General features: G+C 69.8%; 19 protein-coding genes. 10 read left to right on the top strand and 9 right to left on the bottom strand.

Annotated features, from left to right (window positions below; genetic code table 11):
- Positions 1–109: 109 nt before the first annotated feature.
- The 3 genes from dcd to RB628_RS26185 all read left to right on the top strand — a co-directional run bounded on the left by dcd (position 110) and on the right by RB628_RS26185 (position 1,931).
- A complete protein-coding gene (dcd, locus tag RB628_RS26195; RefSeq protein ID WP_318322965.1) occupies positions 110–685 on the top strand; it encodes a dCTP deaminase in 576 nt (191 codons plus the stop codon).
- Entirely contained in the window at positions 682–1,191 is a 510-nt protein-coding gene (locus RB628_RS26190; RefSeq protein ID WP_318322964.1) for a phosphoribosyltransferase, read from the top strand. Before dcd ends, RB628_RS26190 begins: the two co-directional genes overlap by 4 nt.
- Before the next feature lie 269 nt (positions 1,192–1,460).
- Positions 1,461–1,931, top strand: a complete 471-nt coding sequence (locus RB628_RS26185; protein ID WP_318322963.1) for an SPW repeat protein — start codon at positions 1,461–1,463, stop codon at positions 1,929–1,931.
- Positions 1,932–2,094: 163 nt separating this feature from the next.
- Here RB628_RS26185 and RB628_RS26180 read toward each other — a convergent pair whose 3' ends face one another.
- From RB628_RS26180 to RB628_RS26165, 4 genes are all read right to left on the bottom strand, one after another.
- Positions 2,095–3,057: a Yip1 family protein gene (locus tag RB628_RS26180; RefSeq protein ID WP_318322962.1), complete on the bottom strand. Its 963-nt coding sequence runs from the start codon at positions 3,055–3,057 to the stop codon at positions 2,095–2,097.
- Positions 3,058–3,309: 252 nt separating this feature from the next.
- Entirely contained in the window at positions 3,310–4,620 is a 1,311-nt protein-coding gene (locus RB628_RS26175) for a VCBS repeat-containing protein (protein ID WP_318322961.1), read from the bottom strand.
- Between the two features lie 458 nt (positions 4,621–5,078).
- Entirely contained in the window at positions 5,079–6,491 is a 1,413-nt protein-coding gene (locus RB628_RS26170; protein WP_318322960.1) for an FG-GAP and VCBS repeat-containing protein, read from the bottom strand.
- Between the two features lie 191 nt (positions 6,492–6,682).
- The gene (locus RB628_RS26165; protein ID WP_318322959.1) at positions 6,683–8,974 is read right to left on the bottom strand and encodes a 4Fe-4S dicluster domain-containing protein; all 2,292 of its coding nucleotides are present in this window, start codon (positions 8,972–8,974) and stop codon (positions 6,683–6,685) included.
- Positions 8,975–9,197: 223 nt separating this feature from the next.
- Here RB628_RS26165 and RB628_RS26160 point away from each other — a divergent pair, with 223 nt between their 5' ends.
- The 5 genes from RB628_RS26160 to RB628_RS26140 all read left to right on the top strand — a co-directional run bounded on the left by RB628_RS26160 (position 9,198) and on the right by RB628_RS26140 (position 14,516).
- Complete coding sequence (locus tag RB628_RS26160) at positions 9,198–10,226, top strand: MraY family glycosyltransferase (RefSeq protein WP_318322958.1); 1,029 nt, start codon at positions 9,198–9,200, stop codon at positions 10,224–10,226.
- 98 nt (positions 10,227–10,324) lie between these two features.
- Complete coding sequence (gene dnaK, locus RB628_RS26155; protein WP_318322957.1) at positions 10,325–12,178, top strand: molecular chaperone DnaK; 1,854 nt, start codon at positions 10,325–10,327, stop codon at positions 12,176–12,178.
- Positions 12,175–12,837: a nucleotide exchange factor GrpE gene (gene grpE / locus RB628_RS26150; RefSeq protein ID WP_318322956.1), complete on the top strand. Its 663-nt coding sequence runs from the start codon at positions 12,175–12,177 to the stop codon at positions 12,835–12,837. Before dnaK ends, grpE begins: the two co-directional genes overlap by 4 nt.
- Positions 12,838–12,873: 36 nt before the next feature.
- Positions 12,874–14,064 (top strand): molecular chaperone DnaJ, encoded by a 1,191-nt coding sequence (dnaJ, locus tag RB628_RS26145; RefSeq protein WP_318322955.1) that lies wholly within the window; start codon positions 12,874–12,876, stop codon positions 14,062–14,064.
- 5 nt (positions 14,065–14,069) lie between these two features.
- Positions 14,070–14,516, top strand: coding sequence for a heat shock protein transcriptional repressor HspR (locus RB628_RS26140; RefSeq protein ID WP_318322954.1), 447 nt, complete (start codon positions 14,070–14,072; stop codon positions 14,514–14,516).
- A 63-nt stretch (positions 14,517–14,579) separates the two neighbouring features.
- Here the strand turns inward: RB628_RS26140 and RB628_RS26135 are convergent, their stop codons facing one another.
- On the bottom strand, positions 14,580–15,194 hold the full coding sequence (locus RB628_RS26135; RefSeq protein WP_318322953.1) for a hypothetical protein: 615 nt from the start codon (positions 15,192–15,194) through the stop codon (positions 14,580–14,582).
- A 299-nt stretch (positions 15,195–15,493) separates the two neighbouring features.
- On the opposite strand from RB628_RS26135, the gene RB628_RS26130 reads away from it, so the two are divergent.
- Positions 15,494–16,621 carry a sugar ABC transporter substrate-binding protein gene (locus RB628_RS26130; RefSeq protein ID WP_318322952.1) on the top strand — a complete coding sequence of 376 codons (1,128 nt, stop codon included), beginning with the start codon at positions 15,494–15,496 and terminating at the stop codon, positions 16,619–16,621.
- 214 nt (positions 16,622–16,835) lie between these two features.
- On the opposite strand, the gene RB628_RS26125 is transcribed toward RB628_RS26130, so the two are convergent.
- Genes RB628_RS26125 through RB628_RS26115 form a run of 3 tightly spaced genes read right to left on the bottom strand, consistent with a single transcriptional unit; the run spans position 16,836 to position 20,190 of the window.
- On the bottom strand, positions 16,836–17,678 hold the full coding sequence (locus RB628_RS26125; protein WP_318322976.1) for a transglutaminase family protein: 843 nt from the start codon (positions 17,676–17,678) through the stop codon (positions 16,836–16,838).
- 26 nt (positions 17,679–17,704) lie between these two features.
- Entirely contained in the window at positions 17,705–18,646 is a 942-nt protein-coding gene (locus RB628_RS26120; protein ID WP_318322951.1) for an alpha-E domain-containing protein, read from the bottom strand.
- Positions 18,643–20,190, bottom strand: coding sequence for a circularly permuted type 2 ATP-grasp protein (locus tag RB628_RS26115; protein WP_318322950.1), 1,548 nt, complete (start codon positions 20,188–20,190; stop codon positions 18,643–18,645). The genes RB628_RS26120 and RB628_RS26115 overlap by 4 nt, the downstream gene beginning before the upstream one ends.
- Positions 20,191–20,595: 405 nt before the next feature.
- Here RB628_RS26115 and RB628_RS26110 point away from each other — a divergent pair, with 405 nt between their 5' ends.
- A complete protein-coding gene (locus RB628_RS26110) occupies positions 20,596–21,723 on the top strand; it encodes a helix-turn-helix transcriptional regulator (protein ID WP_318322975.1) in 1,128 nt (375 codons plus the stop codon).
- Here the strand turns inward: RB628_RS26110 and RB628_RS26105 are convergent.
- Entirely contained in the window at positions 21,641–22,681 is a 1,041-nt protein-coding gene (locus RB628_RS26105) for a helix-turn-helix transcriptional regulator (RefSeq protein WP_318322949.1), read from the bottom strand. The genes RB628_RS26110 and RB628_RS26105 overlap by 83 nt on opposite strands.
- Between the last annotated feature and the right edge of the window lie 11 nt (positions 22,682–22,692).

Raw genomic sequence — 22,692 nt, 5'->3', positions numbered from 1 at the left:
CAAGCGAAGTACCCGTACATGAAGTAGAAGCACGTGAAGTACCCGCAGTAGCAGGCGCGCGGAACCGGCCGATTGTGGCCGGTCCGCGCGCCTTGCGTATCCTCGGGGCGTGCTTCTCTCAGACAAGGACATCCGGGCCGAGATCGACGCCGGGCGAGTGCGGATCGATCCCTACGACGAATCCATGGTGCAGCCGTCGAGCGTCGACGTGCGCCTCGACCGCTTCTTCCGGGTGTTCGAGAACCACCGCTACCCCCACATCGACCCCTCGATCGAACAGGCAGACCTCACGCGCCTGGTCGAGCCCGAGGGTGACGAGCCGTTCATCCTCCACCCCGGGGAGTTCGTGCTCGCCTCCACGTACGAAGTCATCACGTTGCCCGACGATCTCGCCTCCCGCCTCGAAGGCAAGAGTTCGCTCGGGCGGCTCGGGCTCGTCACCCACTCCACCGCCGGGTTCATCGACCCCGGGTTCTCCGGACACGTGACGCTCGAACTCTCCAACCTCGCGACGCTGCCCATCAAGCTCTGGCCCGGTATGAAGATCGGCCAGCTGTGTCTGTTCCAGCTGAGCTCGTCGGCCGAGTTCCCGTACGGCAGCGACCGGTACGGCTCCCGGTATCAGGGGCAGCGCGGGCCGACCGCCTCCCGGTCCTTCCTCAACTTCCACCGGACGCAGGTATGACGGTCATACGTGAGAACCTGTCCTACGAACAGTTCGGCACCGCCGTCCGCGAACTCGCGCAGACCATCGCCGACGACGGGTACGAGCCCGACGTCGTGCTCAGCATCGCGCGCGGGGGTGTGTTCGTGGCGGGCGGGCTCGCGTATGCCCTCGACTGCAAGAACATCCACCTTGTCAATGTCGAGTTCTACACCGGCGTCGGAACCACGCTGCCCATGCCCGTCATGCTCGCGCCCGTCCCCAGCGCCATCGACTTCTCCGCCAAGAAGGTCCTCATCACCGACGACGTCGCCGACACCGGCAAGACGCTCAAACTGGTGCGGGACTTCTGCCTGGACGCCGTCGCCGAGGTGCGTTCCGCGGTGATCTACGAGAAGACGCAGTCCCTCGTGAAGTGCGAGTACGTGTGGAAGCGGACCGACGACTGGATCAACTTCCCGTGGAGTGTCCTGCCTCCGGTACACAGGTCGGGTGAAACGGCCAAGCCGAACACGGAAGCGCTCTGACCTGGGCTCATGCTGCCGCTGTGGGCCGTTGCCGTCGTGATCTCAGCGGCGGTGGCGGTGGTCCCGGGCGCCGTCGCTCTGCCGTCGTCGTTGTCACGTTCCGTCCGTCGCCCCCATGGGTTCTGCGATCTTGAGGTCCGGCGTCGACCACCGCTGTTCGTGGGCGCTGCTTCCTCCGCAGCATCTTCGGTCGCCGACGGTTAACCCGTCTGCCGTGGGGCACTCGCCTTTGTGCTGGTGCACATAACGGGCAAATCGGAGGTATCGGAATGACGACACAGCCCCGGTCGGACATGGCAACGCATCCTGACATCCTCGCCATGCGGAACCGGCACGAGATGGCCGAGCATGTCGCGAGTACTCCGAGGGCCCAGGCCGTCGAGGCAATGGCCCTGATCACGGGCCTCTACCTGGCAGCCTCACCGTGGATCGCGGGTTTCAACGAGTTCTCCACCCTGGCGGTCAACAATCTGATCGTCGGCATCGCATACGCCGTGATCATGAGCGGTGGCTTCGGCCGGGCGTACGAGCGGTCGCACAGCATGGCGTGGGCCGCCTGCGCGCTCAGCGTGTGGACGATCTTCGCGCCGTGGGTCGTGGCAGGCGACGTCAGCACAACCAGGACCATCGTCAACAACATCATCGTCGGGGTGATCGCGCTCATGCTGGCCCTCATGGCCGCCGCGGCCGCCCGCCCGGTGGACAAGTCCTCCGGTGACCGCTCGTCCCCGAGTAGGTGACTGTCCCCACCCTCCGAAGACGGGCGACGGACGTCGTCAGGCGTCGGTCTCCCGTCTCCCGAAAGAGATCAAAGAGACGGGAGAAGAAGCGACGGGACAAAGCGACGGGAGGGGCCCGGCACCCGGCCGGAAGCCCCTCCCGTCGTACTCACGTCTCCTGGACCTAGAACGTGCCCAGCTTCACGATCGACAGCAGCGCGATCAGCTGGATCGCCGACGCGCCCAGTGCCTTCGGCCATGGCAGGTCGTGGGAGCGGCGGACCATCAGGGTCAGGAGTACGCCTCCCGCGACCCAGGTCGCCCAGCCCAGGATCTGTACGAAGGGTGCGTCGCCGCCCGCGAACATCGCGACCAGCAGGCGGGGGGCGTCCGTGATGGACATGATCAGCATGGAGAGGCCGACCGTCGGCTGCCAGGCGCCGTCGCCGCCGAGCTGGCGGGCGAGGGTGTGGGTGACCACGCCCAGGACGAAGGAGCTCAGGACCATCGCCACGCCCGTCGTCAGCACGATGGGGATGGCGTTGTTGAGCGTCGCGTTTATCGTGTCTTCGCGCGTGTCGTCGAACCCGAAGACGGCGATCAGGCCGTACAGGAACGTGACGACGAGCGCCGGCCCCCACACCGAGTAGTCGCGCATCTGGAGAAACGTGCGGTCGGGGGAGGTGACGATGCCCCGCAGCAGTTCCTTCCAGCGCAGCCGCGGACCGGCCGGCGGGGCCGAGGCCGCGCCGGCGCGGTAGGTGTCGCCCTGGTTGTACGGGTCGTCGTTGACCGTGAACGCCTGTGTGTGACCAGGGTTGTTGGCCGCGTACGGGTCCACGGGCGCGTTCGGATGCCCGTGGTGGGGGCCGGGGCCGTGCCCCGGACCACGCCCGTGCCCGTCGTCGCCGAAGTACTCCGGCTCGCCGTGGCCGTGCCCGCCGGGTCCGCTGCCGGCGGTCGCCTGCGGGGGCCACTGGCGTCCGGCGCCGCCCGTTCCGCTGTACGGCGGCTGCGGCGCGGGCGGGTAGCCGTACGACGGGCCGCCCTGCGGGGGCTGCGGGCCGTACGGCTGCGGGTGTTGTTGCGGTCGCGTTTGCGGGGCTCGGTTGTCCCGGCCGCCGCGTCCGATCCTGAATCCAGCCACGTCATCGAACGTACCTGGTCCCGCAGAGTGACGGGTGGGGCCCGGGCTTCAGGGCCCCGCTTTGCTGCCCAGCTGTTACATCCCTTAAGGGGGCTCTCGCATTTCCCCTAGGGAAGCGTCAGGGTGGTGTCAGGGCAGGGTCAGAGACGCGTCAGGGCGGCATCGCGGAAGTCTCCCGCCCCGTTCGGCTACGGAAGCATGTCGTCGGTCTCGTACGGGAGACGGGAGCTTTTCGGGTGTTCCCGCGCGCCCCTACAGGAACTCCGAGCTGGAGAACGTCACCGAGGGCTCCGCCGCCACTATTCCGTCCTTGGTCCCGGGATGGACGGCAACCTCGTCCCATGTCTCGCCCCGGTACGTCCGAACCGCCAGGTCCGCCCGGCCGTCTCCGTCGAAGTCGCCGACCGTGAGCACCCGCGTCGTTCCCCGGGCGGGCGGCGCGACGGTGACCATGCCCTTCGCCGAGAGGCCGGCCGCTGCCGTCGGCGCCCGGAACACCCTCAACCGTGAGCCGCTGGAGACCAGTTCGTCGCGGCCGTCGCCGTCGAAGTCGCCGGTGTCGAGCATCGAGCCGGGGGAGTCGAGGGTGCCGGAGGCGGCGTCGGGGAGGTCGTAGCGCAGTGACGTTCCGTCCATCGCGCCCACCGCCGCGTCCAGGTCACGCCCCTTGCCGAAGCGGCCGAGGGCGACATCGATGCCCTCGGGCAGCACCGTCCCCGTGCGCGTCGGGCCGTCCGGGCCGCCGAGGACGACCGCCGACTCGGCGGTGCCCTCCGTCGTACGGACGACCAGGTCGTCGTATCCGTCGGCGTTCACGTCGGCCGCCGGACCCGTCGGTACGTTGCCGGGGGCGGCGATCGGCGCACCGGCCTCGCTCGGGGCGCCCTTGCGGGTGAACGGGCCGCGCAGATAGCTGAGTTGCTGTTCCGAGGCGTGGACGACCAGGTCCTGGGCACCGTCGCCGTCGAAGTCGCCGCACACCGGCTGGTCGGGCCACTCGTTGCCGGCGCGGGCCTGTGCGGGGATCGTGAGCGCGACGGCGCGGCCGGTGAGGCCGCCCGGGGAGCCGAAGAGGAGCTGGAGCGGTACCGGGGGCTGGCCCTGGCCGTCGTACGGGGGGTCCGTCGACACGACCAGGTCGGTGAAGCCGTCGCCGTCGAGGTCGCAGCTCGCCACCGCGTCGAAGACCGCCGGCAACTGGCCCTTCGTACGGGCTGCTTGGCGGGCCGGGCTCAGCAACTGCCGGGCGCCGGGGACGAGTCCGGCCGGGGAGCCGTAGACGACGCCGATACCGGCGTCGTCCGTGTGGAGCTGGTTCTTGACCAGGTCGTTGAGGACCAGGTCGCGGTGACCGTCACCGTTGAAGTCGTCGGCGACCTTGCTGCCGTCGCCCTGCGGTACGGGGCGTTGGGCGGGGGCCTTGGCGACCTGGACGGGGGGTTGGGTGGCGGCTGCTCCCTCGTCGCCGGCGAGAGGGCCGCAGGCGGTGAGTGCGACGAGGGTGCCGAGGGCTGCCAACCCGCTGGTGGCCGTCGTACCCCGACCGGCTCTTCGCACGCGCACCCTGCACCTCGCCCGGACCATTGACCTCATTGACAACGACTCAGCTCAGTAATGATGCACGTGTTCGAGATATGAAGACACCCCCGTGCCGGTGCGGGAAAACGAGGCACAGGGGGGCCTGGTGGCAGGCGCCGGGAGAGGCGTACGTCGAACCCGCCACAATCCGCCTCAACCTGCCTCAGCCCGCCGGCTCGCTCCCGACGCGGCGCCCGTCACGTTCGTCAGACCGACGAGCCGACGAGCCGACGAGCCGCCGCGCCGACGAGCCGCCGCGCCGTCGAGCCGATGGCCGCCGCGCCGCCGCGCCGCCGAGCCGACGAGCCGCCGCGCCGCCGCGCCGTCGAGCCGACGAGCCGCCGCGGCGCCGCGCCGCCGAGCCGACGAGCCGACGAGCCGATGGCTGACGAGCCCGGAGCCGCCGCGCCGGGGAGGAACCGGGCCGCGTCTCGCCGGGGGCGTCAGTCCGCCAGCTCCGCCCCCATGAACGCCCGTGCCCCCAGACCCAGTTGCGCGACGGTGAGCGTCCGGGAGCCCGTGCCCGTCGGTCCGGACGAGGTACCGGGGAGGAGGTGGAGGCGGCCCCCCTCGTTGGCCGTGGCGATGAGCTCGGCGCGGCCGTCGCGGTTGTAGTCGCGCAGGAGGAGGGAGGCGCCGAGCCAGGCGTTGTCGGGGGAGACGTTCGGCAGGCCGGGGGTGGTGCGGTCGTACTGGCGGGCGTTCCTGCCGGTGAGGCCGGTGGAGCCACCGCGCAGGACGGTGATGGAGCCGTCGGCCCAGTAGCTGGTGCCGAGGGCCTCGTAGGGGGCGCCGACGGCCAGGTCGGGGTAGCCGTCGCCGTTGGTGTCGGCTGCTGAGACGTCGTACCCGAAGTAGTCGCTGTCCTCACGGCTGCCGGGGACGCCCGCGGTGTTCTGGCTGAGGGTGGTGAGCCTGCCGGCGGGGCCGGTGGCCGTGCCGGGCATGACGTGGACCGCGCCGCCCCTGCCCGAGCGGGAGACGCCGATCGCGAGGTCGCCGTAGCCGTTGCGGTCGAAGTCGGCGATCACGGCGCTCGATCCGGCGAGGTCGGAGGCGGCGGCGGGGAGGCTTCTCTTCCACGGCTTGGCGGGGCCGTTCCTGCCGCCCCGGTAGAACCAGACCCGCTTGCTGTTGGTGTCCGTGTCGTACCCGATGAGCGCGAAGTCCGCGGTGCCGTCCTTGGTGACCTTGCCGGCCACCACCATCTCCGCCTTGATGTCCTCGCCGTCCCACGGGTCGAGGTTGGTGGCCTTGCCGCGCCCGCCGGCCTTGGTGAACGGGCCGCGCAGGAACCAGACGAACTCGCCGTCCACGGACACGATGTCCAGGCGGCCGTCGGCGTTGAAGTCGCCGATGGCGGCGTCCAGGCCGAAGGTGTGCTTCTTGCTGCCCGGGGACGCGTACGTACTGCCCTTGGTCAGGCCCGACCTGGAGCCCCACAGGACGGTGAGCGTGCCGTGGCGGTCGGCGTGCAGTTCGCCGGGGGAGCTTGCGACGACGTCCGCGTAGCCGTCCTTGTTCAGGTCGGCCGAGGTGACCTTCGCACCGAAGCGGTCCTTCGCCTCGGCCACGCCCGCGATGCCGGGGCTGTTCTGTGTGATCACCGAGCGTTTGGCGGGGTTCAGCCCCGTCGCCGAGCCCCAGACGACGACGACCGCGCCCGCGTTCCGCTTCCCGGCCACGGTGGCGCTCTGGTCGCCGAGGAGCAGGTCGCGGTGGCCGTCGCCGTTGAAGTCGTCCACGTGCTTGGCCGGTGCGGCCGACGCCGGGGCGCCGAGTGCTACGGGACTCACGGTGGCGGCGAGGACGGCGGTGGCCAGGAGTGTGGCGCGGGCGGGGATTCGGGGGCGCAAGAGGTCTCCAGGGATGCGGCGGTCACGAGGGAGGTGCGGGGAGGTGCTGGACGATCAGGAGACCTGTGGCAAGTGACAATGGTTGTACGGCAGTTCAGTGAATCGGCAACAGCTCCGTACGGGGTCGACGCCACCGGCGCCGACCCCGTACGGAGCTGTTTCAGGACCTGTTTCCAGACCTTGTTCCAGGACTACTTCACCGGCTGCGGCTCCGGCGCGCTCTCCGTCTCCGGCTCGCCCGCCGGGGGCTCGTCGTCGACCGGGGTCTTCACGGACTCCAGGAGCAGCTGGGCGACGTCCACCACCGTGATGGACTCCTTCGCCTTGCCCTCGTTCTTCTTGCCGTTGACCGAGTCGGTCAGCATCACGAGGCAGAACGGGCAGGCGGTGGAAACGATGTCCGGGTTCAGGGACAGGGCCTCGTCGACGCGCTCGTTGTTGATGCGCTTGCCGATCCGCTCCTCCATCCACATCCGCGCGCCACCCGCGCCGCAGCAGAAGCCGCGCTCCTTGTGGCGGTGCATCTCCTGCTGGCGCAGGCCCGGGACGGCCGACATGATCTCGCGCGGGGGCGTGTAGATCTTGTTGTGGCGGCCGAGGTAGCAGGGGTCGTGGTAGGTGATGAGGCCGTCTACCGGGGTGACCGGGAGCAGCTTGCCCTCGTCGATGAGGTGCTGGAGCAGCTGGGTGTGGTGGATGACCTCGTAGTCGCCGCCGAGCTGCGGGTACTCGTTGCCGATCGTGTTCAGGCAGTGCGGGCAGGTCGCGACGATCTTCTTCGCGGACTTCGGCTTCCTCGACTCCGGCGTGACGTTGCCGTCGTCGTCCGTCTCCTCGCCGAACGCCATGTTCAGCGCCATGACGTTCTCCATGCCGAGCTCCTGGAACAGGGGCTCGTTGCCGAGACGGCGGGCGGAGTCACCGGTGCACTTCTCGTCGCCGCCCATGATCGCGAACTTGACGCCCGCGATGTGGAGGAGTTCCGCGAACGCCTTGGTGGTTTTCTTGGCGCGGTCTTCCAGCGCGCCCGCGCAGCCGACCCAGTACAGGTACTCGACCTCGGTGAGGTCCTCGATGTCCTTGCCGACGACCGGCACCTCGAAGTCGAGCTCCTTGAGCCATTCCAGGCGCTGCTTCTTCGCCAGGCCCCAGGGGTTGCCCTTCTTCTCCAGGTTCTTGAGCATCGTGCCCGCCTCGGAGGGGAAGGCGCTCTCGATCATCACCTGGTAGCGGCGCATGTCGACGATGTGGTCGACGTGCTCGATGTCCACCGGGCACTGCTCCACACAGGCGCCGCAGGTGGTGCAGGACCACAGGACGTCCGGGTCGATGACGCCGTTCTCCTCGGCGGTGCCGATCAGCGGGCGCCCGGCCTCGGCGAGGGCGGCGGCGGGAACGTCCTTGAGCTGCTCCTCGCTCGCCTTCTCCTCGCCCTCCATCGTCTTGCCGCCGCCCGCCAGCAGGTACGGGGCCTTGGCGTGGGCGTGGTCCCGCAGCGACATGATCAGCAGCTTGGGGGAGAGGGGCTTGCCGGTGTTCCAGGCCGGGCACTGCGACTGGCAGCGTCCGCACTCCGTGCACGTGGAGAAGTCGAGCAGACCCTTCCAGGAGAACTGTTCGACCTGGCTCACGCCGAAGACGTCGTCGTCGCCGGGGTCGGTGAAGTCGATCGGTTCGCCGCCGGACGTCATGGGCTGGAGGGCGCCGAGGGCCGTCCCGCCCGTCGCCTCGCGCTTGAACCAGATGTTCGGGAAGGCGAGGAAGCGGTGCCAGGCGACGCCCATGTTGGTGTTGAGCGAGACGACGATCATCCAGACGAACGACGTGCTGATCTTCACCATCGCGGTGAGGTAGATCAGGTTCTGGAGTGTGCCGACGCTCAGGCCCTTGAAGGCGAGGACCAGCGGGTACGAGGCGAAGTACGCGGCCTCGTAGTGCTCGACGTGGTGGATCGCGCCCTCAAGACCGCGCAGCACGTAGATCGCGAGGCCGATGGTGAGGATGACGTACTCGACGAAGTACGCCTGGCCCGCCTTGGAGCCCGCGAAACGGGACTTGCGGCCGGGGCGCGAGGGCAGGTTCAGCAGGCGGATCACGATGAGCACGGCGATGCCGAGGATGGTCATCACGCCGATGAACTCGATGTACAGCTCGAACGGCAGGAAGCCGCCGATGACCGGCAGCGTCCAGTCCGCCGAGAAGAGCTGGCCGAAGGCCTGGGCGAGGGTCGGCGGCAGCGTCAGGAAGCCGACCGCCACGAACCAGTGCGCGAAGCCGACGATGCCCCACCGGTTCATGCGTGTGTGACCGAGGAACTCCTTCACCAGCGTCACACTGCGCTGATAGGGGTTGTCCGTCCGAAGGCCGGCCGGGACCGGCTGGCCGAGTCCGAAGTAGCGGACGAACTGACCGATGGCGCGTGCGAGCAGCGCGACGCCGACCACGGTCAGGACCAGCGACACGATGATCGCGGCGAGTTGCATGTCGGGGCTCCTCAGGCCTGCGCGTAACCAACTGGATGCCGAGCAGTATTACTAAGCGGTAACTTAGGTATTCTGTCAGAGACTACCCACATCCTGACCCGCACTGTAGTCAGCGGCGGAGTGATCTGGATCGCTCAGGCTTACCTGAGTCGTAGATCAGATCTCATCGGAACGGATCGTGTTATTCGTACTTAATTGTTACGTTTGCGCCTAACGTGAACCCGTGCTCTACGGGATCCTCGCCGCCACCGCCGCCCTTCTCCTCGCCGCCGTCCTCACCGCCCTCCTGCGGACACTCGCCCTGCGCCTCGGTGTGCTCGACCGGCGCCGGTCGCGTCCCCTGCCCCTGCTCGGCGGGCTCGCCGTCGTGCTCGCGACCGGGCTGGTCGCGGGGGCGGGGGAGTGGACCGGGTACGCCCCGCTCGGGGACGGGGTCGGTGCACTGCTCGTCGCCGGGGCGGGCGTCGGCGCGCTCGGGCTCGTGGCCGACGTGCGACGGGTGAAGGCGCGCTTCCTCGTCGCCGGTACGGCCGTCGCCGCCGCGTTCGTCGTGCCGTACGAGGAGTTGGGGTTCGGGGCCGGGCTGCTCGCCCTCCTCTGGATCGTGTTCGTCGCGGTCGCTTTCCGGGCTCTCGACCATGCCGACGGTCTGCTCGGCACGGTCGGGGTGCTGACCGCCTTCGGGGTGGGCGCGTGTGCCGCCGTCGAGGTGCTCGACGGGCTCGCCGTGCTGCTGAGCGTCCTGGCCGCCGCGCTCACCGGGTTCCTCATGCACAACTGGCATCCCGCGCGGATCGCCCTCGGCGCGTGCGGGTCCCTGTTCACCGGGTTCGTGCTGGCCGCGGCGGCGGTGGCCGTCAGGACCGGACACGAACCGGCGTCCAGCGCGGGGGTGTTGTTCGCGCTCACCGCCGTGGCCGGTGCGGATGTGGTGCTCGTCGTCGTGTCGCGGAGGGTGGCGGGGCGGCCGTTGTCGCGCGGGGGCCCGGACCATCTCGCGCACCGGTTGCGGAGGCTCGGGCTCACCCCGCGCGGGGCGGCCGTACTGCTCGGTGCGGGGGCCTTCGGGGCGGTGCTCGTGGGAGTGCTCGTGCATGGCGGGTGGGCCGGGGGATCGGGGCTGTGGTGGGTGGCGGGGGTGGCCGGGATGGTCGTACTGGGGCTGCTGAGGGTTCCCGTGTACGGGCTGCGGCGGCCCCCGGCCGCGCAGTCGGCGCAGGTCAGGGCATCCTTGCGTGTAAGGAACGGATAAGAGTTGAGTGTGGTCGACTCAGCTCTGTTGACCGCGCGACGGGAGTGATGCACACTTGAGCCTGTTCCACTCAAGTCATTGCTGCTGGAGGAATTGAAATGGCACGTGCGGTCGGCATCGACCTGGGCACGACTAACTCCGTCGTCAGCGTTCTGGAGGGCGGCGAGCCCACCGTCATCACCAACGCCGAGGGTGCCAGGACCACGCCGTCCGTCGTCGCCTTCGCGAAGAACGGTGAGGTGCTGGTCGGCGAGGTCGCCAAGCGCCAGGCGGTCACCAACGTCGACAGGACCATCCGGTCGGTCAAGCGCCACATGGGCACCGACTGGAAGATCGAGCTCGACGGGAAGAACTTCAACCCGCAGCAGATGAGCGCCTTCATCCTGCAGAAGCTGAAGCGCGACGCCGAGGCCTACCTGGGCGAGAAGGTCACGGACGCGGTCATCACCGTCCCGGCCTACTTCAACGACTCCGAGCGCCAGGCGACGAAGGAGGCCGGCGAGATCGCGGGCCTCAACGTCCTGCGCATCGTGAACGAGCCCACCGCGGCCGCGCTCGCGTACGGCCTCGACAAGGACGACCAGACGATCCTCGTCTTCGACCTCGGTGGCGGCACCTTCGACGTGTCCCTCCTGGAGATCGGTGACGGCGTCGTCGAGGTGAAGGCCACCAACGGTGACAACCACCTCGGTGGTGACGACTGGGACCAGCGCGTCATGGACTACCTGGTGCAGCAGTTCCGCACCGGCCACGGCGTGGACCTGGGCAAGGACAAGATGGCCCTCCAGCGCCTCCGCGAGGCCGCCGAGAAGGCCAAGATCGAGCTGTCCTCGTCCACCGAGACCTCGATCAACCTGCCCTACATCACGGCCTCCGCCGAGGGCCCGCTGCACCTGGACGAGAAGCTCACGCGCGCCCAGTTCCAGCAGCTGACGGCCGATCTGCTGGAGCGCTGCAAGACGCCGTTCCACAACGTCATCAAGGACGCGGGCATCGCCCTCTCCGAGATCGACCACGTCGTTCTCGTCGGTGGCTCGACCCGTATGCCCGCCGTCGCCGAGCTCGTCAAGGAGCTGACGGGCGGCCGGGACGCCAACAAGGGTGTGAACCCGGACGAGGTCGTCGCCATCGGCGCCGCGCTCCAGGCGGGTGTCCTCAAGGGCGAGGTCAAGGACGTCCTGCTCCTCGACGTGACGCCGCTGTCCCTCGGTATCGAGACCAAGGGAGGGATCATGACGAAGCTCATCGAGCGCAACACGACGATCCCGACCAAGCGTTCCGAGATCTTCACGACGGCCGAGGACAACCAGCCGTCCGTCCAGATCCAGGTCTACCAGGGCGAGCGCGAGATCGCGGCGTACAACAAGAAGCTCGGGATGTTCGAGCTGACGGGCCTGCCGCCGGCCCCGCGCGGCGTGCCGCAGATCGAGGTCGCCTTCGACATCGACGCCAACGGCATCATGCACGTCACGGCCAAGGACCTCGGCACGGGCAAGGAACAGAAGATGACCGTCACCGGTGGCTCCTCGCTGCCGAAGGACGAGGTCGACCGGATGCGCCAGGAGGCCGAGCAGTACGCGGACGAGGACCACCGTCGCCGCGAGGCCGCCGAGACCCGCAACCAGGGCGAGCAGCTCGTCTACCAGACGGAGAAGTTCCTCAAGGACAACGAGGACAAGGTCCCCGGCGACATCAAGACCGAGGTCGAGGCCTCGATCGAGGAGCTGAAGGCCGCGCTCAAGGGCGAGGACATCGCCGAGATCCGCACCTCCACGGAGAAGGTCGCCGCCGTCTCGCAGAAGCTGGGCCAGGCGATGTACGCCGACGCCCAGGCGGGTCAGGCCGCCGGTGACGGCGCGCCCGGCGCCGAGGCCCCGAAGGCCGACGACGACGTGGTGGACGCCGAGATCGTCGACGACGAGCGCAACGAGCGCAAGGACGGTGCCGCGTGACGGAGGAGACTCCGGGCTTCGACGAGAAGCCCGACGTCCCTTCCGGCGCCACCCCCGACGACGCCGAGCCGAAGGCCGCCCCCTCTTCGGAGGGGGCGGCCCCGGCCGGGGACGCAGCAGCAGTACAGGTCGCCGGTCTGACGGCCCAGCTGGACCAGGTACGCACGGCGCTCGGTGAGCGCACGGCGGACCTCCAGCGGCTCCAGGCCGAGTATCAGAACTACCGCCGCCGGGTCGAGCGGGACCGGATCACGGTCAAGGAGATCGCCATCGCGAGCATCCTGACCGAACTCCTGCCCGTGCTCGACGACATCGGCCGCGCGAGGGAACACGGCGAACTGGTCGGCGGGTTCAAGTCCGTCGCCGAGTCGCTGGAGACCGTCGCCGCGAAGATGGGCCTGCAGCAGTTCGGCAAGGAGGGCGAGCCCTTCGACCCGATGATCCACGAGGCCCTGATGCACTCGTACGCGCCGGACGTCACGGAGACGACCTGTGTGGCGATCCTGCAGCCGGGCTACAGGTTCGGTGAGCGCAACCTGCGTCCCGCCAGGGTCGCGGTGGCCGAGCCCCAGCCCGGGGCGCAGGCCGGCAAGGGCGACTCCCCGGAGTCGGCCGACACGGCGGACGGCAAGGAGAGCGGTGGCCCGGAAGAGGGCTGACGTGAGTGACTGCGCGGGGAAGGAGGGACGTCGGGGATGAGCACCAAGGACTTCATCGAGAAGGACTTCTACAAGGTCCTCGGCGTCCCCAAGGACGCCACCGAGGCCGAGATCAAGAAGGCGTACCGGAAACTCGCCCGCGAGTTCCACCCGGACGCCAACAAGGGCAACGCCAGGGCCGAGGAGCGCTTCAAGGAGATCTCCGAGGCGAACGACGTCCTCGGCGACCCCAAGAAGCGCAAGGAGTACGACGAGGCCCGCGCCCTCTTCGGCAACGGCGGATTCCGTCCGGGGCCGGGCGCGGGCGGCGGCTCCTTCAACTTCGACCTGGGTGACCTCTTCGGAGGCGCCCCCCAGGGCGGCGGCCCCGGCGGTTCCGGTGCGGGCGGCTTCGGCGGTGGCATCGGGGACGTCTTCGGGGGCCTGTTCAACCGGGGCGGGGCCGGGACCACACGTACGCAGCCCCGGCGCGGCCAGGACATCGACACCGAGGTCACGCTGAGCTTCACGGAGGCGGTGGACGGCGCGACGGTCCCGTTGCGCATGACGTCCCAGTCGCCGTGCAAGGCGTGCTCGGGGACCGGTGACAAGAACGGCACGCCGAGGGTGTGCCCGACGTGCGTGGGCACCGGCCAGGTGGCGCGCGGCTCGGGCGGCGGCTTCTCGCTCACGGACCCCTGCCCTGACTGCAAGGGACGGGGCCTGATCGCGGAGCACGCCTGCCTGGTGTGCAGCGGCTCCGGGCGCGCCAAGTCCTCCCGGACGATGCAGGTGCGCATCCCGGCCGGGGTGGCGGACAACCAGCGCATCCGGCTGCGCGGCAAGGGAGCGCCGGGCGAGCGGGGCGGCCCGGCGGGCGATCTGTACGTCACCGTCCATGTCGACGCCCACCCGGTCTTCGGCCGCAAGGACGACAACCTGACGGTGACGGTGCCGGTGACCTTCGTCGAGGCGGCACTCGGCGGCGAGGTCAGGGTCCCGACCCTGGGCGGCCCGTCGGTCACCCTGAAACTGCCCCCGGGCACGCCCAACGGGCGCACGATGCGCGCGCGGGGCAAGGGCGCGGTCCGCAAGGACGGCACCCGGGGCGACCTGCTGGTCACCGTCGAGGTGAGTGTCCCGACGGAACTGACGGGGAAGGCTCGTGACGCACTGGAGGCGTATCGCGAGGCGACCGCGGACGAGAATCCGCGGGATGAGCTGTTCGAGGCAGCGAAGGGAGCTTGACCGAGATGGACGGTCGTCGACGCAACCCGTATGAACTGACGCAGGAGACCCCGGTCTACGTCATCTCGGTGGCGGCCCAGCTCTCGGGCCTGCACCCGCAGACCCTGCGCCAGTACGACCGCCTGGGCCTGGTCTCCCCCGACCGCACCGCCGGCCGGGGCCGCCGCTACTCGGCCCGCGACATCGAACTGCTCCGCACGGTGCAGGCACTGTCGCAGGACGAGGGCATCAACCTGGCCGGCATCAAGCGGATCATCGAACTGGAGAACCAGGTCGCCGCGTTGCAGCAGCGGGTGGTGGAGATGGAGTCCGCGCTGGACGGGGCTGCGGCTGCCATGCAGCAGCGGGAGGCCGCGGTGCATGCCTCCTATCGGCGGGATCTGGTGCCGTATCAGGAAGTGCAGCAGACGAGTGCGTTGGTGGTCTGGCGGCCCAAGAAGGCCAAGGACTAGGCAGGTCCATGTGTGAAGGGGCCCGGAGGTTCGGTTCGAACCTCCGGGCCCCTTGGCGTTCCGTCAGGAAACCGGCGGTACGGCGACGCTCACCAGGACCGGCAGTGAGGTGGTGCCGTCCTCGCGGACTCCGACGACCTGGTAGCACAGCGACGTTCCCTTCGGGACGTTCGCGTCGTGGAGCGGTTCGGTGTCCGGCACTGCCTCGAAGGCGGCGGTCTCCGGATTCCAGACGGCGCCGAGGAGCCCCGCGCGTCTTCCGTGCCCGCGGGTGTCCAGCCGCGCAACTGCACATTGCCGAGCGCGGAGAACGACGCCCCGGCCCCGTGGGTGGCCCCTGCCGGGGGTTCCGCCGTGGCCGCAGGTCGTGCTCGGTGAGGTGGACCGTGATGCCCGCACTGAGGTTCCTGGCGAAGTCGGCGGGCCGGACGACGTACCAGAGGTCCCGCCGTCCGCGACGTTGACGTTCTGGTACGGGGTCCTGGCCACGGCGGTGTACCCGGGCTTGTCGGTGTCCGTGCAGACGCCGTCGACGGTCGTGCCCCGCCACACGGTGTACGGGTCGAGATCGGCGGTGGACAGGTTGTACGGCTGCTGTGATTTCGTCCGACAGGTAACAGGGGGGTGGGTGAGGCCTCGGCCGACCGTGAGTCTGGCCGAGATCGTCCGGTGCGTCACGTCCGGTCGGGAACGGCGGAATCGAGCCGTCGATGATCAGGGATCGTGACGTATGCACGTGGTTGTACGGATCTTGTCCGAGTCTTCGAGTGCCCGCCCGGGAACACCTGGTGGAGGGCGCGCGAAGGTCACTCGCGCGGTCCTCCGCCACTTCTTCACGCACGCAGCGGAGTGTGATCTTGCCCTCCCGTTGAGTAGTTTCGCTTGACGCCCGGGGCTCGCCCACGTTGTCTTTCAGACACATGAGGCGCACGCGCTGTTGCGTCCTCGACCGGAAAGCGCCTGAAGTGAGCACCCGAATGCCCCGAACGCCTCGTATTCGTCGTACCTTCACAGCCGTGGCCGCCTTCACCGTCACGGCCTCCCTCGCCGCCGGCTGCGGCGCACTCGAAGCCGGCGGGGAAGCCAGTGAGCCGAGCCCGACCAAGGGCAACGACATCACGGTGGGGCTGCTGCTTCCAGAGACGGCGAACACCCGGTACGACAAATTCGACTACCCGATCATCAAGAACAAGGTCGCGTCGATCACCAACGGTCAGGGCAAGGTCGAGTACGCCAACGCCGGGGCGGACGCCGCCAAGCAGGCCCAGCAGTTGCAGCAGATGATCGACGACAAGGTCGACGTCCTGCTCCTCGACGCCGTGGACGCGCACGCCATCGCGAGCGGGGTCCAGAAGGCCAAGGACGCCGGAATCCCGGTCATCGCCTACGACAGGCTGGCCGAAGGACCCATCGACGCGTACATCTCCTTCGACAACGAGCTCGTCGGCGAGGTGCAGGGACGTTCCCTCCTGGAGGCCCTCGGCGGTGACATCGACACCACCGCGAAGATCGTCATGATGAACGGGTCGGTGACCGACCCGAACGCCGCGCAGTTCAAGGAGGGCGCCCTCTCCGAGCTGAACGGCAAGGTGACGATCGCGCAGTCCTTCGACACCAAGGACTGGAAGCCCGAGAACGCCAGGGCGAACATGACGAAGGCGATCGCCATCATCGGCAAGGACAACATCGCCGGCGTCTACTCCGCCAACGACGGCATGGCGGGCGGCATCATCGAGGCCCTGGAGGCCGCGGGCGTCACCAAACTGCCGCCGATCACCGGGCAGGACGCCGAACTCGCCGCCGTGCAGCGGATCCTCTCCGGCGAGCAGTACATGAGCATCTACAAGTCGTACCCGCAGGAGGCCGAGACGGCGGCCGAGATGGCCGTGGCCCGTGTCCAGGGCCGCGACATCCAGTTCGACGCCCTTACCCGGGACAGGGTCGACAGCCCGACGAACAAGGACATCCCGGCGCAGCTGGTGAGTGTGGTCGCGCTGACGGAGGCCAACATCAGGAGCACGGTCGTCGAGGACGGCATCTACAAGGTGTCCGACATCTGCACGGCGCAGTACGAGGACGAGTGCGAGGCCCGCGGGCTGAAGTAACCCGCACCCTGCCCCGGGGGCACGGATCTGCCCCCGGGGGTCGTGCGTCTCCTACGGGGTCGTGCGTCTCGTATGGGTTCACGCTTCCCCTACGGCCGCGCGCGTCTCCTGCGGGTTCGCGCTTCTCGAACGGGTTTCGCCCTCTCCTACGGCTGCGCGCGTCTCGTGCGGGTCCGCATGTCTCGTACGGTAGGCACCTCTCGTACAGGACGGCTCACGCCACCCGCGTGAACTCCACCGTCACCTCCGGCGGCCCCCCGGCCACGCCCCGGTACACGCCCTTGTGCGGCGTCACGTCGTCGTAGTCGCGCCCGCGGCCCACCACCACGTGGGACTCGTCGGCGCGCGTCCGGTTCGTCGGGTCGTAGCCGCACCAGTCGCCCGCCCAGTACTCGACCCAGGCGTGGGACTGGCCGGCCACCGGGCGGTGCAGTTCCGCCTCCCGCTCGGGGTGGAGGTAGCCGGAGACATAGCGGGTGGGCAGGCCGAGGCCCCGCAGCAGCGCGATCGTCACGTGCGCGATGTCCTGGCAGACGCCCGCGCCCTGCTCCCACGCCTCCGCCGCCGACGTGTTCACCCCCGTCGTACCGGGCAGGTACGACACCCGGTCCGCGACCAGCGACGACACCGCCGTCGCCGTCCCGTGCGGGTCGAGGCCCGCAGCGGCCTCCCTCGCCCGCTCCACCAGCTCGGGCGGGACGGTCGTCCGTGTCGTCGTCGTCGCGTACTCCAGCAGGCGGGAGTTCGCCGTCCGGTCGGCCACCTCCGCCCAGCTCGGCGCGGGGTCCAGGGGTCCCGGCGGGGCCGTCTCCACCAGGCTCTGGGCGGTGATCGTGAGGTCGGCGTGCGGGTCCATCAGGTCGAAGCCCGTGACCTGCGTGCCCCAGTAGTCCCAGTACGACCAGGTCGGCGTCGTCGGGTTCACGGTCACCCGGGCGTCCAGCGTCGTCTGGCCGGGGAGCGTCAGCGGGGTCATCCGGACCTCGTTGTGCGAGGAGATCACGGCCTGCGCGTACGCGACGTGGGTGACGTGCCGGATACGGAGCCGGCGGGTCATCGGCGCGTTCGTCGGCATGATGCTCGTCATACTGCTCGTGCTCCTTCCTGAGCCCACTCCACGGGCCCCTGGTACGGGAAGAACTTCTCCGCCACCGCTTCCGCGGAGGCCATGCAGGCGGTCTGCAAGTCCTGGAGCAGCGCGGGGAGTTGGTCTTCCATGGCCTGCGAGTCCAGGTATTCGAGTCTGGTCCGCAGACGTCCGATCGGGCGGCGGGCCGGGTCCTGGCGCGGGCGGCCCAGGGCCGCGAGGCACTCCTCCGCCGTCGTCAGCGCGTGCAGCGCCGAGCGCGGGAAGTCCCGGTCCAGGAGCAGGAATTCGGCCACTCTCGGGGTGTCGCCGAAACCGCTGTACACCCGCGCGTACGCCTCGTCCGCGCCGCTCGCGCTCAGCAGCGTCGGCCAGTCCGGGGCGTGGGCGGCGTCCAGCACCCGTACCGACAGCAGCCGTACGGTCATGTCCACCCGCTCCAGGCTGCGCCCCAGGACCACGAAACGCCAGCTGTCGTCCCGGCTCATGGTGGAGTCCGCGAGGCCGAAGAAGAGGGCGGCCCGGCGGCGTACCAGCTCCAGGTAGGCGTACGGGCCCGTGCGTCGGGCCGCGAGCCGCTGGTCGGCGAGAGCGTGCCACGTCGAGTTGAGGCACTCCCACATCTCCGAGGAGACGGCCTCCCGGGCGCTTCTGGCATTGAGCCGGGCCGCCCCCAGCGCGCCCTCGATCGCGCACGTCGAGCGGGCGTCGAAGGCGAGCTGCTCCAACACCTGCTGCATGTCCACGGGCTGGCCGCCCGCGTCGACGCCCAGGATCGCGTACAGGGAGCGGCAGGCCACGTCCCCGTCGCGCCAGGGGTCCTCCAGCAGGCGGTGCAGATAGGCGTCCAGGATGCGGCTCGTGGCGTCGGCGCGCTCCACGTAACGGCCCGTCCACGTCAGGGCCTCGGCTATCCGGGAGAGGATCACGTCGTTCACTGCTGCTGCGCCCCTTCCTGTACGAGGGTGAGGTTGCCGTCGGGTCCGTGCTGGCGCGGGGCGACCTCGGGCGGTGCGCCGGCCGGTTGCACGGGGTTCGGGGTCTCGGCGGGCCCCTCGGCGAGTACCCAGGTGTCCTTGGAGCCGCCGCCCTGGCTGGAGTTGACGATGAGGTTGCCCTCCTGGAGGGCGACGCGGGTCAGCCCGCCCGGCAGGACCCAGACCTCGTTGCCGTCGTTCACGGCGAACGGCCGCAGGTCGATGTGGCGCGGCGCCATCCGCTCGCCGGCCAGGGTGGGGGAGGTGGAGAGCGCGACGGGGCGCTGCGCGATCCAGCCACGGGGATCGGCGGCGACCGCCGCCCGGGTCCGCTCCAGCGTCTCGCGGTCGGCCTTCGGCCCGATGACGATGCCCTGGCCGCCGGCGCCGTCGACCGGCTTGATGACCAGCTGGTCGATCTGGTCGAGTACGGCCTCCAACTGGCCGGGCTCGTCCGGACGGAACGACTCCACGTTCGGAAGAATCGGTTCCTCCGAGAGGTAGTAGCGGATCAGATCGGGTACGTACGTGTAGAGCAGCTTGTCGTCCGCGATGCCGTTGCCGACCGCGTTGGCGAGGGTGACGGTGCCCGACTGGGCGGCGTTCAGGATGCCCGGGCAGCCGATCAGTGAGTCGGGCCGGAAATGGAGCGGGTCGAGGAAGTCGTCGTCCAGCCTTCGGTATACGACATGGACGGGCACCTCACCGCGCGTGGTCCGCATCCACACCCGGTTCTGGCGGCACACCAGGTCGTGCCCCTCGACCAGTTGCACGCCCATCAGCCGGGCCAGCAGGGCGTGTTCGAAGTAGGCGGCGTTGCTGGGACCCGGGGTGAGGACGACCACCCGCGGATCGGCGGCCCCGTCCGGCGCGGCGGCGCGCAGGGCGGACAGCAGGTGTTGCGCGTAGCCGTCGACGGGGACGACGTGCTGCTCGGCGAAGAGGGACGGGAAGACGCGGGTCATCGCCCGCCGGTTCTCGATGACGTACGACACCCCGGACGGCACCCGGACGTTGTCCTCCAGCACCCGGAAGTCCCCGGCCTCGTCCCGGACGAGGTCGATGCCGGCGACATGGATGCGTACCCCGCCCGGCGGCTCGATGCCCTGGGCGGCCCGGTGGAAGTGCGCCGAACTGAGCAGCAGCCGCCACGGCACGACGCCGTCCTCGAAGGCCCGGCAGGGCCCGTAGGCGTCCGCGAGATAGGCCTCCAGGGCCCGCACCCGCTGGGCGACCCCGCGCTGGATCAGATCCCACTCCAGCGCGTCGAGGATCCTCGGTACGAGGTCCAGCGGCCAGGGCCGCTCCTCGCCCGCGAAGGCGTAGGTCACCCCGCGGTCGGTGAACGCCCGGGCCATCTGGTCGGCCCGGAAGCGCAGCTCGGTCGGTTCGATGGGCTGGAGCGCCGCCAGTACCGGCTCATAGGCGGCCCTGACCTCACCCGGCCGCACAAACATCTCGTCCCACGCGTCGGCCAACGCGTATGCGTCAAATATGTCCGCCATGGCCTGAAGGTAGGGGCGGGACGTAACGGGACGATCTCCGAGTGGTTTCCGGAAGCTTGCGCGAAAGGAGTGGTACGCGCTTTCTCGCCGGGGGCCCGTGTCGGGCTGTGGAGGGCAGGCTGATGGCCCCGGCCGGATGGAGGCACCCCGCCGGGGCCGCTTCAGGCGTTCCCCCGTGCACCGAATGGCGCCCCCGTTACGCCTCTGGAAGCGCCTTCCACAATGCCCGCACGGGCAACGTCCCGCCACCGTCAGCTTGTTGCAGAGCCGTGGGCGGAGGAGGGGCGAAAGTCGGACATAGTAAGGGGATTGGGGGTGCACGACGGACCCGGCCGTGTTGCGGACCACGTCCGGGCCGCGCATAGTTGCGCTGCGAAGTGCTGGATCCAGTGGTGGGACGGGGCGATGGCCGGGCACGGGACGGACGAGCATCCACACGGTGCTGACCGACTGTGCGGGGCCGGGGATCGTGTGTATTCCCGGGCCGTACGGCGGGGCCGTGTGCCGCGCCGGGACGCCGAGGCGGCGCCGTGCCTGCTCGAACTCGCCCTGCTGCACCCCGACCCCGACGACATGGCCTGGCTGGTGCCGACCTCCCCGCAGGAGGTCATGACCCGGCTGCTGCGCGGCGTCTACGACGAGGTCAGCGCGCACCAGCGGCGTGTGAGCTCGGCGGTCGGGGCCTTCGAGCGGTACACCGCCCTCGGCGAGGAGAGCCAGTACGCCGGCTTCGGTGCCGGTGGTGGCTCCGGCTTCGGTCTCGGTTTCGGCGAGGGCACCGCTCTGCGTGTCCTGGACGGTCTCGCACGCATCCAGACCGCGATGGACGAGGCGACCCAGGCGTGCACGACCGAGGTGCTCACCGTCCAGCCCGGCGGCATCCGCCGCGAGTACGAACTCTCCGAGGGCCTGCACCGGGCACTCGAACTGCGCGCACGCGGCGTACGGATGCGGGGCCTGTACAACCACGTGGCCCGGCACGGGCAGGGACTTCTCAACTACCTCGAACTGGTGGGTGGAGCAGCCGAGGCGCGCACCCTCGACGAGGTGGTCGAGCGGCTGATCCTCTTCGACCGCACGGTGGCCTTCATCCCGGCGAACGCGGAGCGGACCGTCGCGCTGGAGATCCGCCACCCGGCGCTGGTGCAGTACCTCGTCACGGTCTTCGACCGCCTGTGGCGCCTCGCCGTCCCGCTGACGGCCCCGCTCCCCGACACGGGCATCGAGGGCATCTCGCACCGGGAGCGGTCGATCGCCGCGCTCCTCGCCGAGGGGCACCAGGACGCGGTGGTCGCGGAACGGCTGGGGATCAGCGTACGGACCTGCCGGGCGCACATCGCGCGGCTCTCGGAGACGCTGGGGGCGGCCAGCCGCACGCAGTTGGGGGTGCGGATCGCGCAGGCGGGGCTGGACGGGCCGCCGGCCGTCGCCGGCCCGGGCGGCGGGATGCTCAGCCTTCCGGCGCCGAAGGCTCCCGCCCAGCCCGCTGCCCCGATTCCGACTCCGGCTCCAGAATCCCCGACTGCCCGATGAGGTAGCCGAGTTGGGCGCGGCTCTCGCTGCCGAGGGTGGCGGCGAGCTTGGCGATGTGGACTCTGGCGGTACGGACGTTCATGCCGAGGCGGGTCGCGATGACGGCGTCGGTGTGTCCCTCGACGAGCAGGGCGGCGATGGCTCGTTGGCGGGGGGTGACGCCGTTGAGGGACGGGCGGTGGACGGACTGTGGATACATCGGGGTGGCCAGCTGCCACAGCCGCTCGAAGGTGCTCACGAAGTACGCGATGATCGCCGGTTGGCGGATTTCGAGGGCGATGTCGGAGCCTGTCGGGCGCGTCCGGTCGGAAATGAAGGCGACGGTCCGGTCGATGATGAGGATCCGGTCGGTGACCTCGTCGAGAAAGCGGGCCTCCGCGTCCCCACTCAGCTTCTCGTAGCGGGCGAAGACGAGGGGCTGGTGGAGCGTCGTAGCCTGGTAGAGGGTGCGGATACGGGCGCCCCGGTCGAGCAGGGCCTGGTCGCGGTCCATGGCGATGCTGTGGGTCAGCCTGCCGTTCTCGGTGCCGTACTCGCAGTTCGGCTGGACGGAGAGAAGCTCCTGGGAGGCGGTGGCCATGGCCTCGGTGATGGCCTGGTTGGTCCGCTTGTTGCTGAGCAGGACATTGATCGTCGGTGTGTCCGTCCGCATGCCCGGCGTCTCCACGCGCAGCAGAGGTTCGAACAGCTCGGTGAGCCGTTCCTCACGCCGCCGCTCGGCCGCGATGCGCTCCCCCGCGCCGCGCAGCAGCCGGTGCAGGGCGACCGACGGGGCGACGGGCTCCAGCCGGTCCAGGTCGTCGACGGCCGGGTGCAGCAGGCCGAGGTCGACCAGACAAGGAGCGTTGGCGGCGTCGGCACTCGGCACGTGGCCTTCGCGCAGGGCGCGCTGGTAAAGCGTCGATGCCGGTTCGCACAGCTCTTCCAGGCCGTGGTCCGGGTGGGGGGCCGGGGTCACGTGGTGGTTCT

Origin of the sequence: Streptomyces sp. ADMS (genome assembly GCF_033441795.1) — a bacterium.
Classification (GTDB): domain Bacteria; phylum Actinomycetota; class Actinomycetes; order Streptomycetales; family Streptomycetaceae; genus Streptomyces.
The sequence above is the reverse complement of the archived record's forward strand: the minus strand, read 5'-3'. Positions and strand labels throughout refer to the sequence as shown.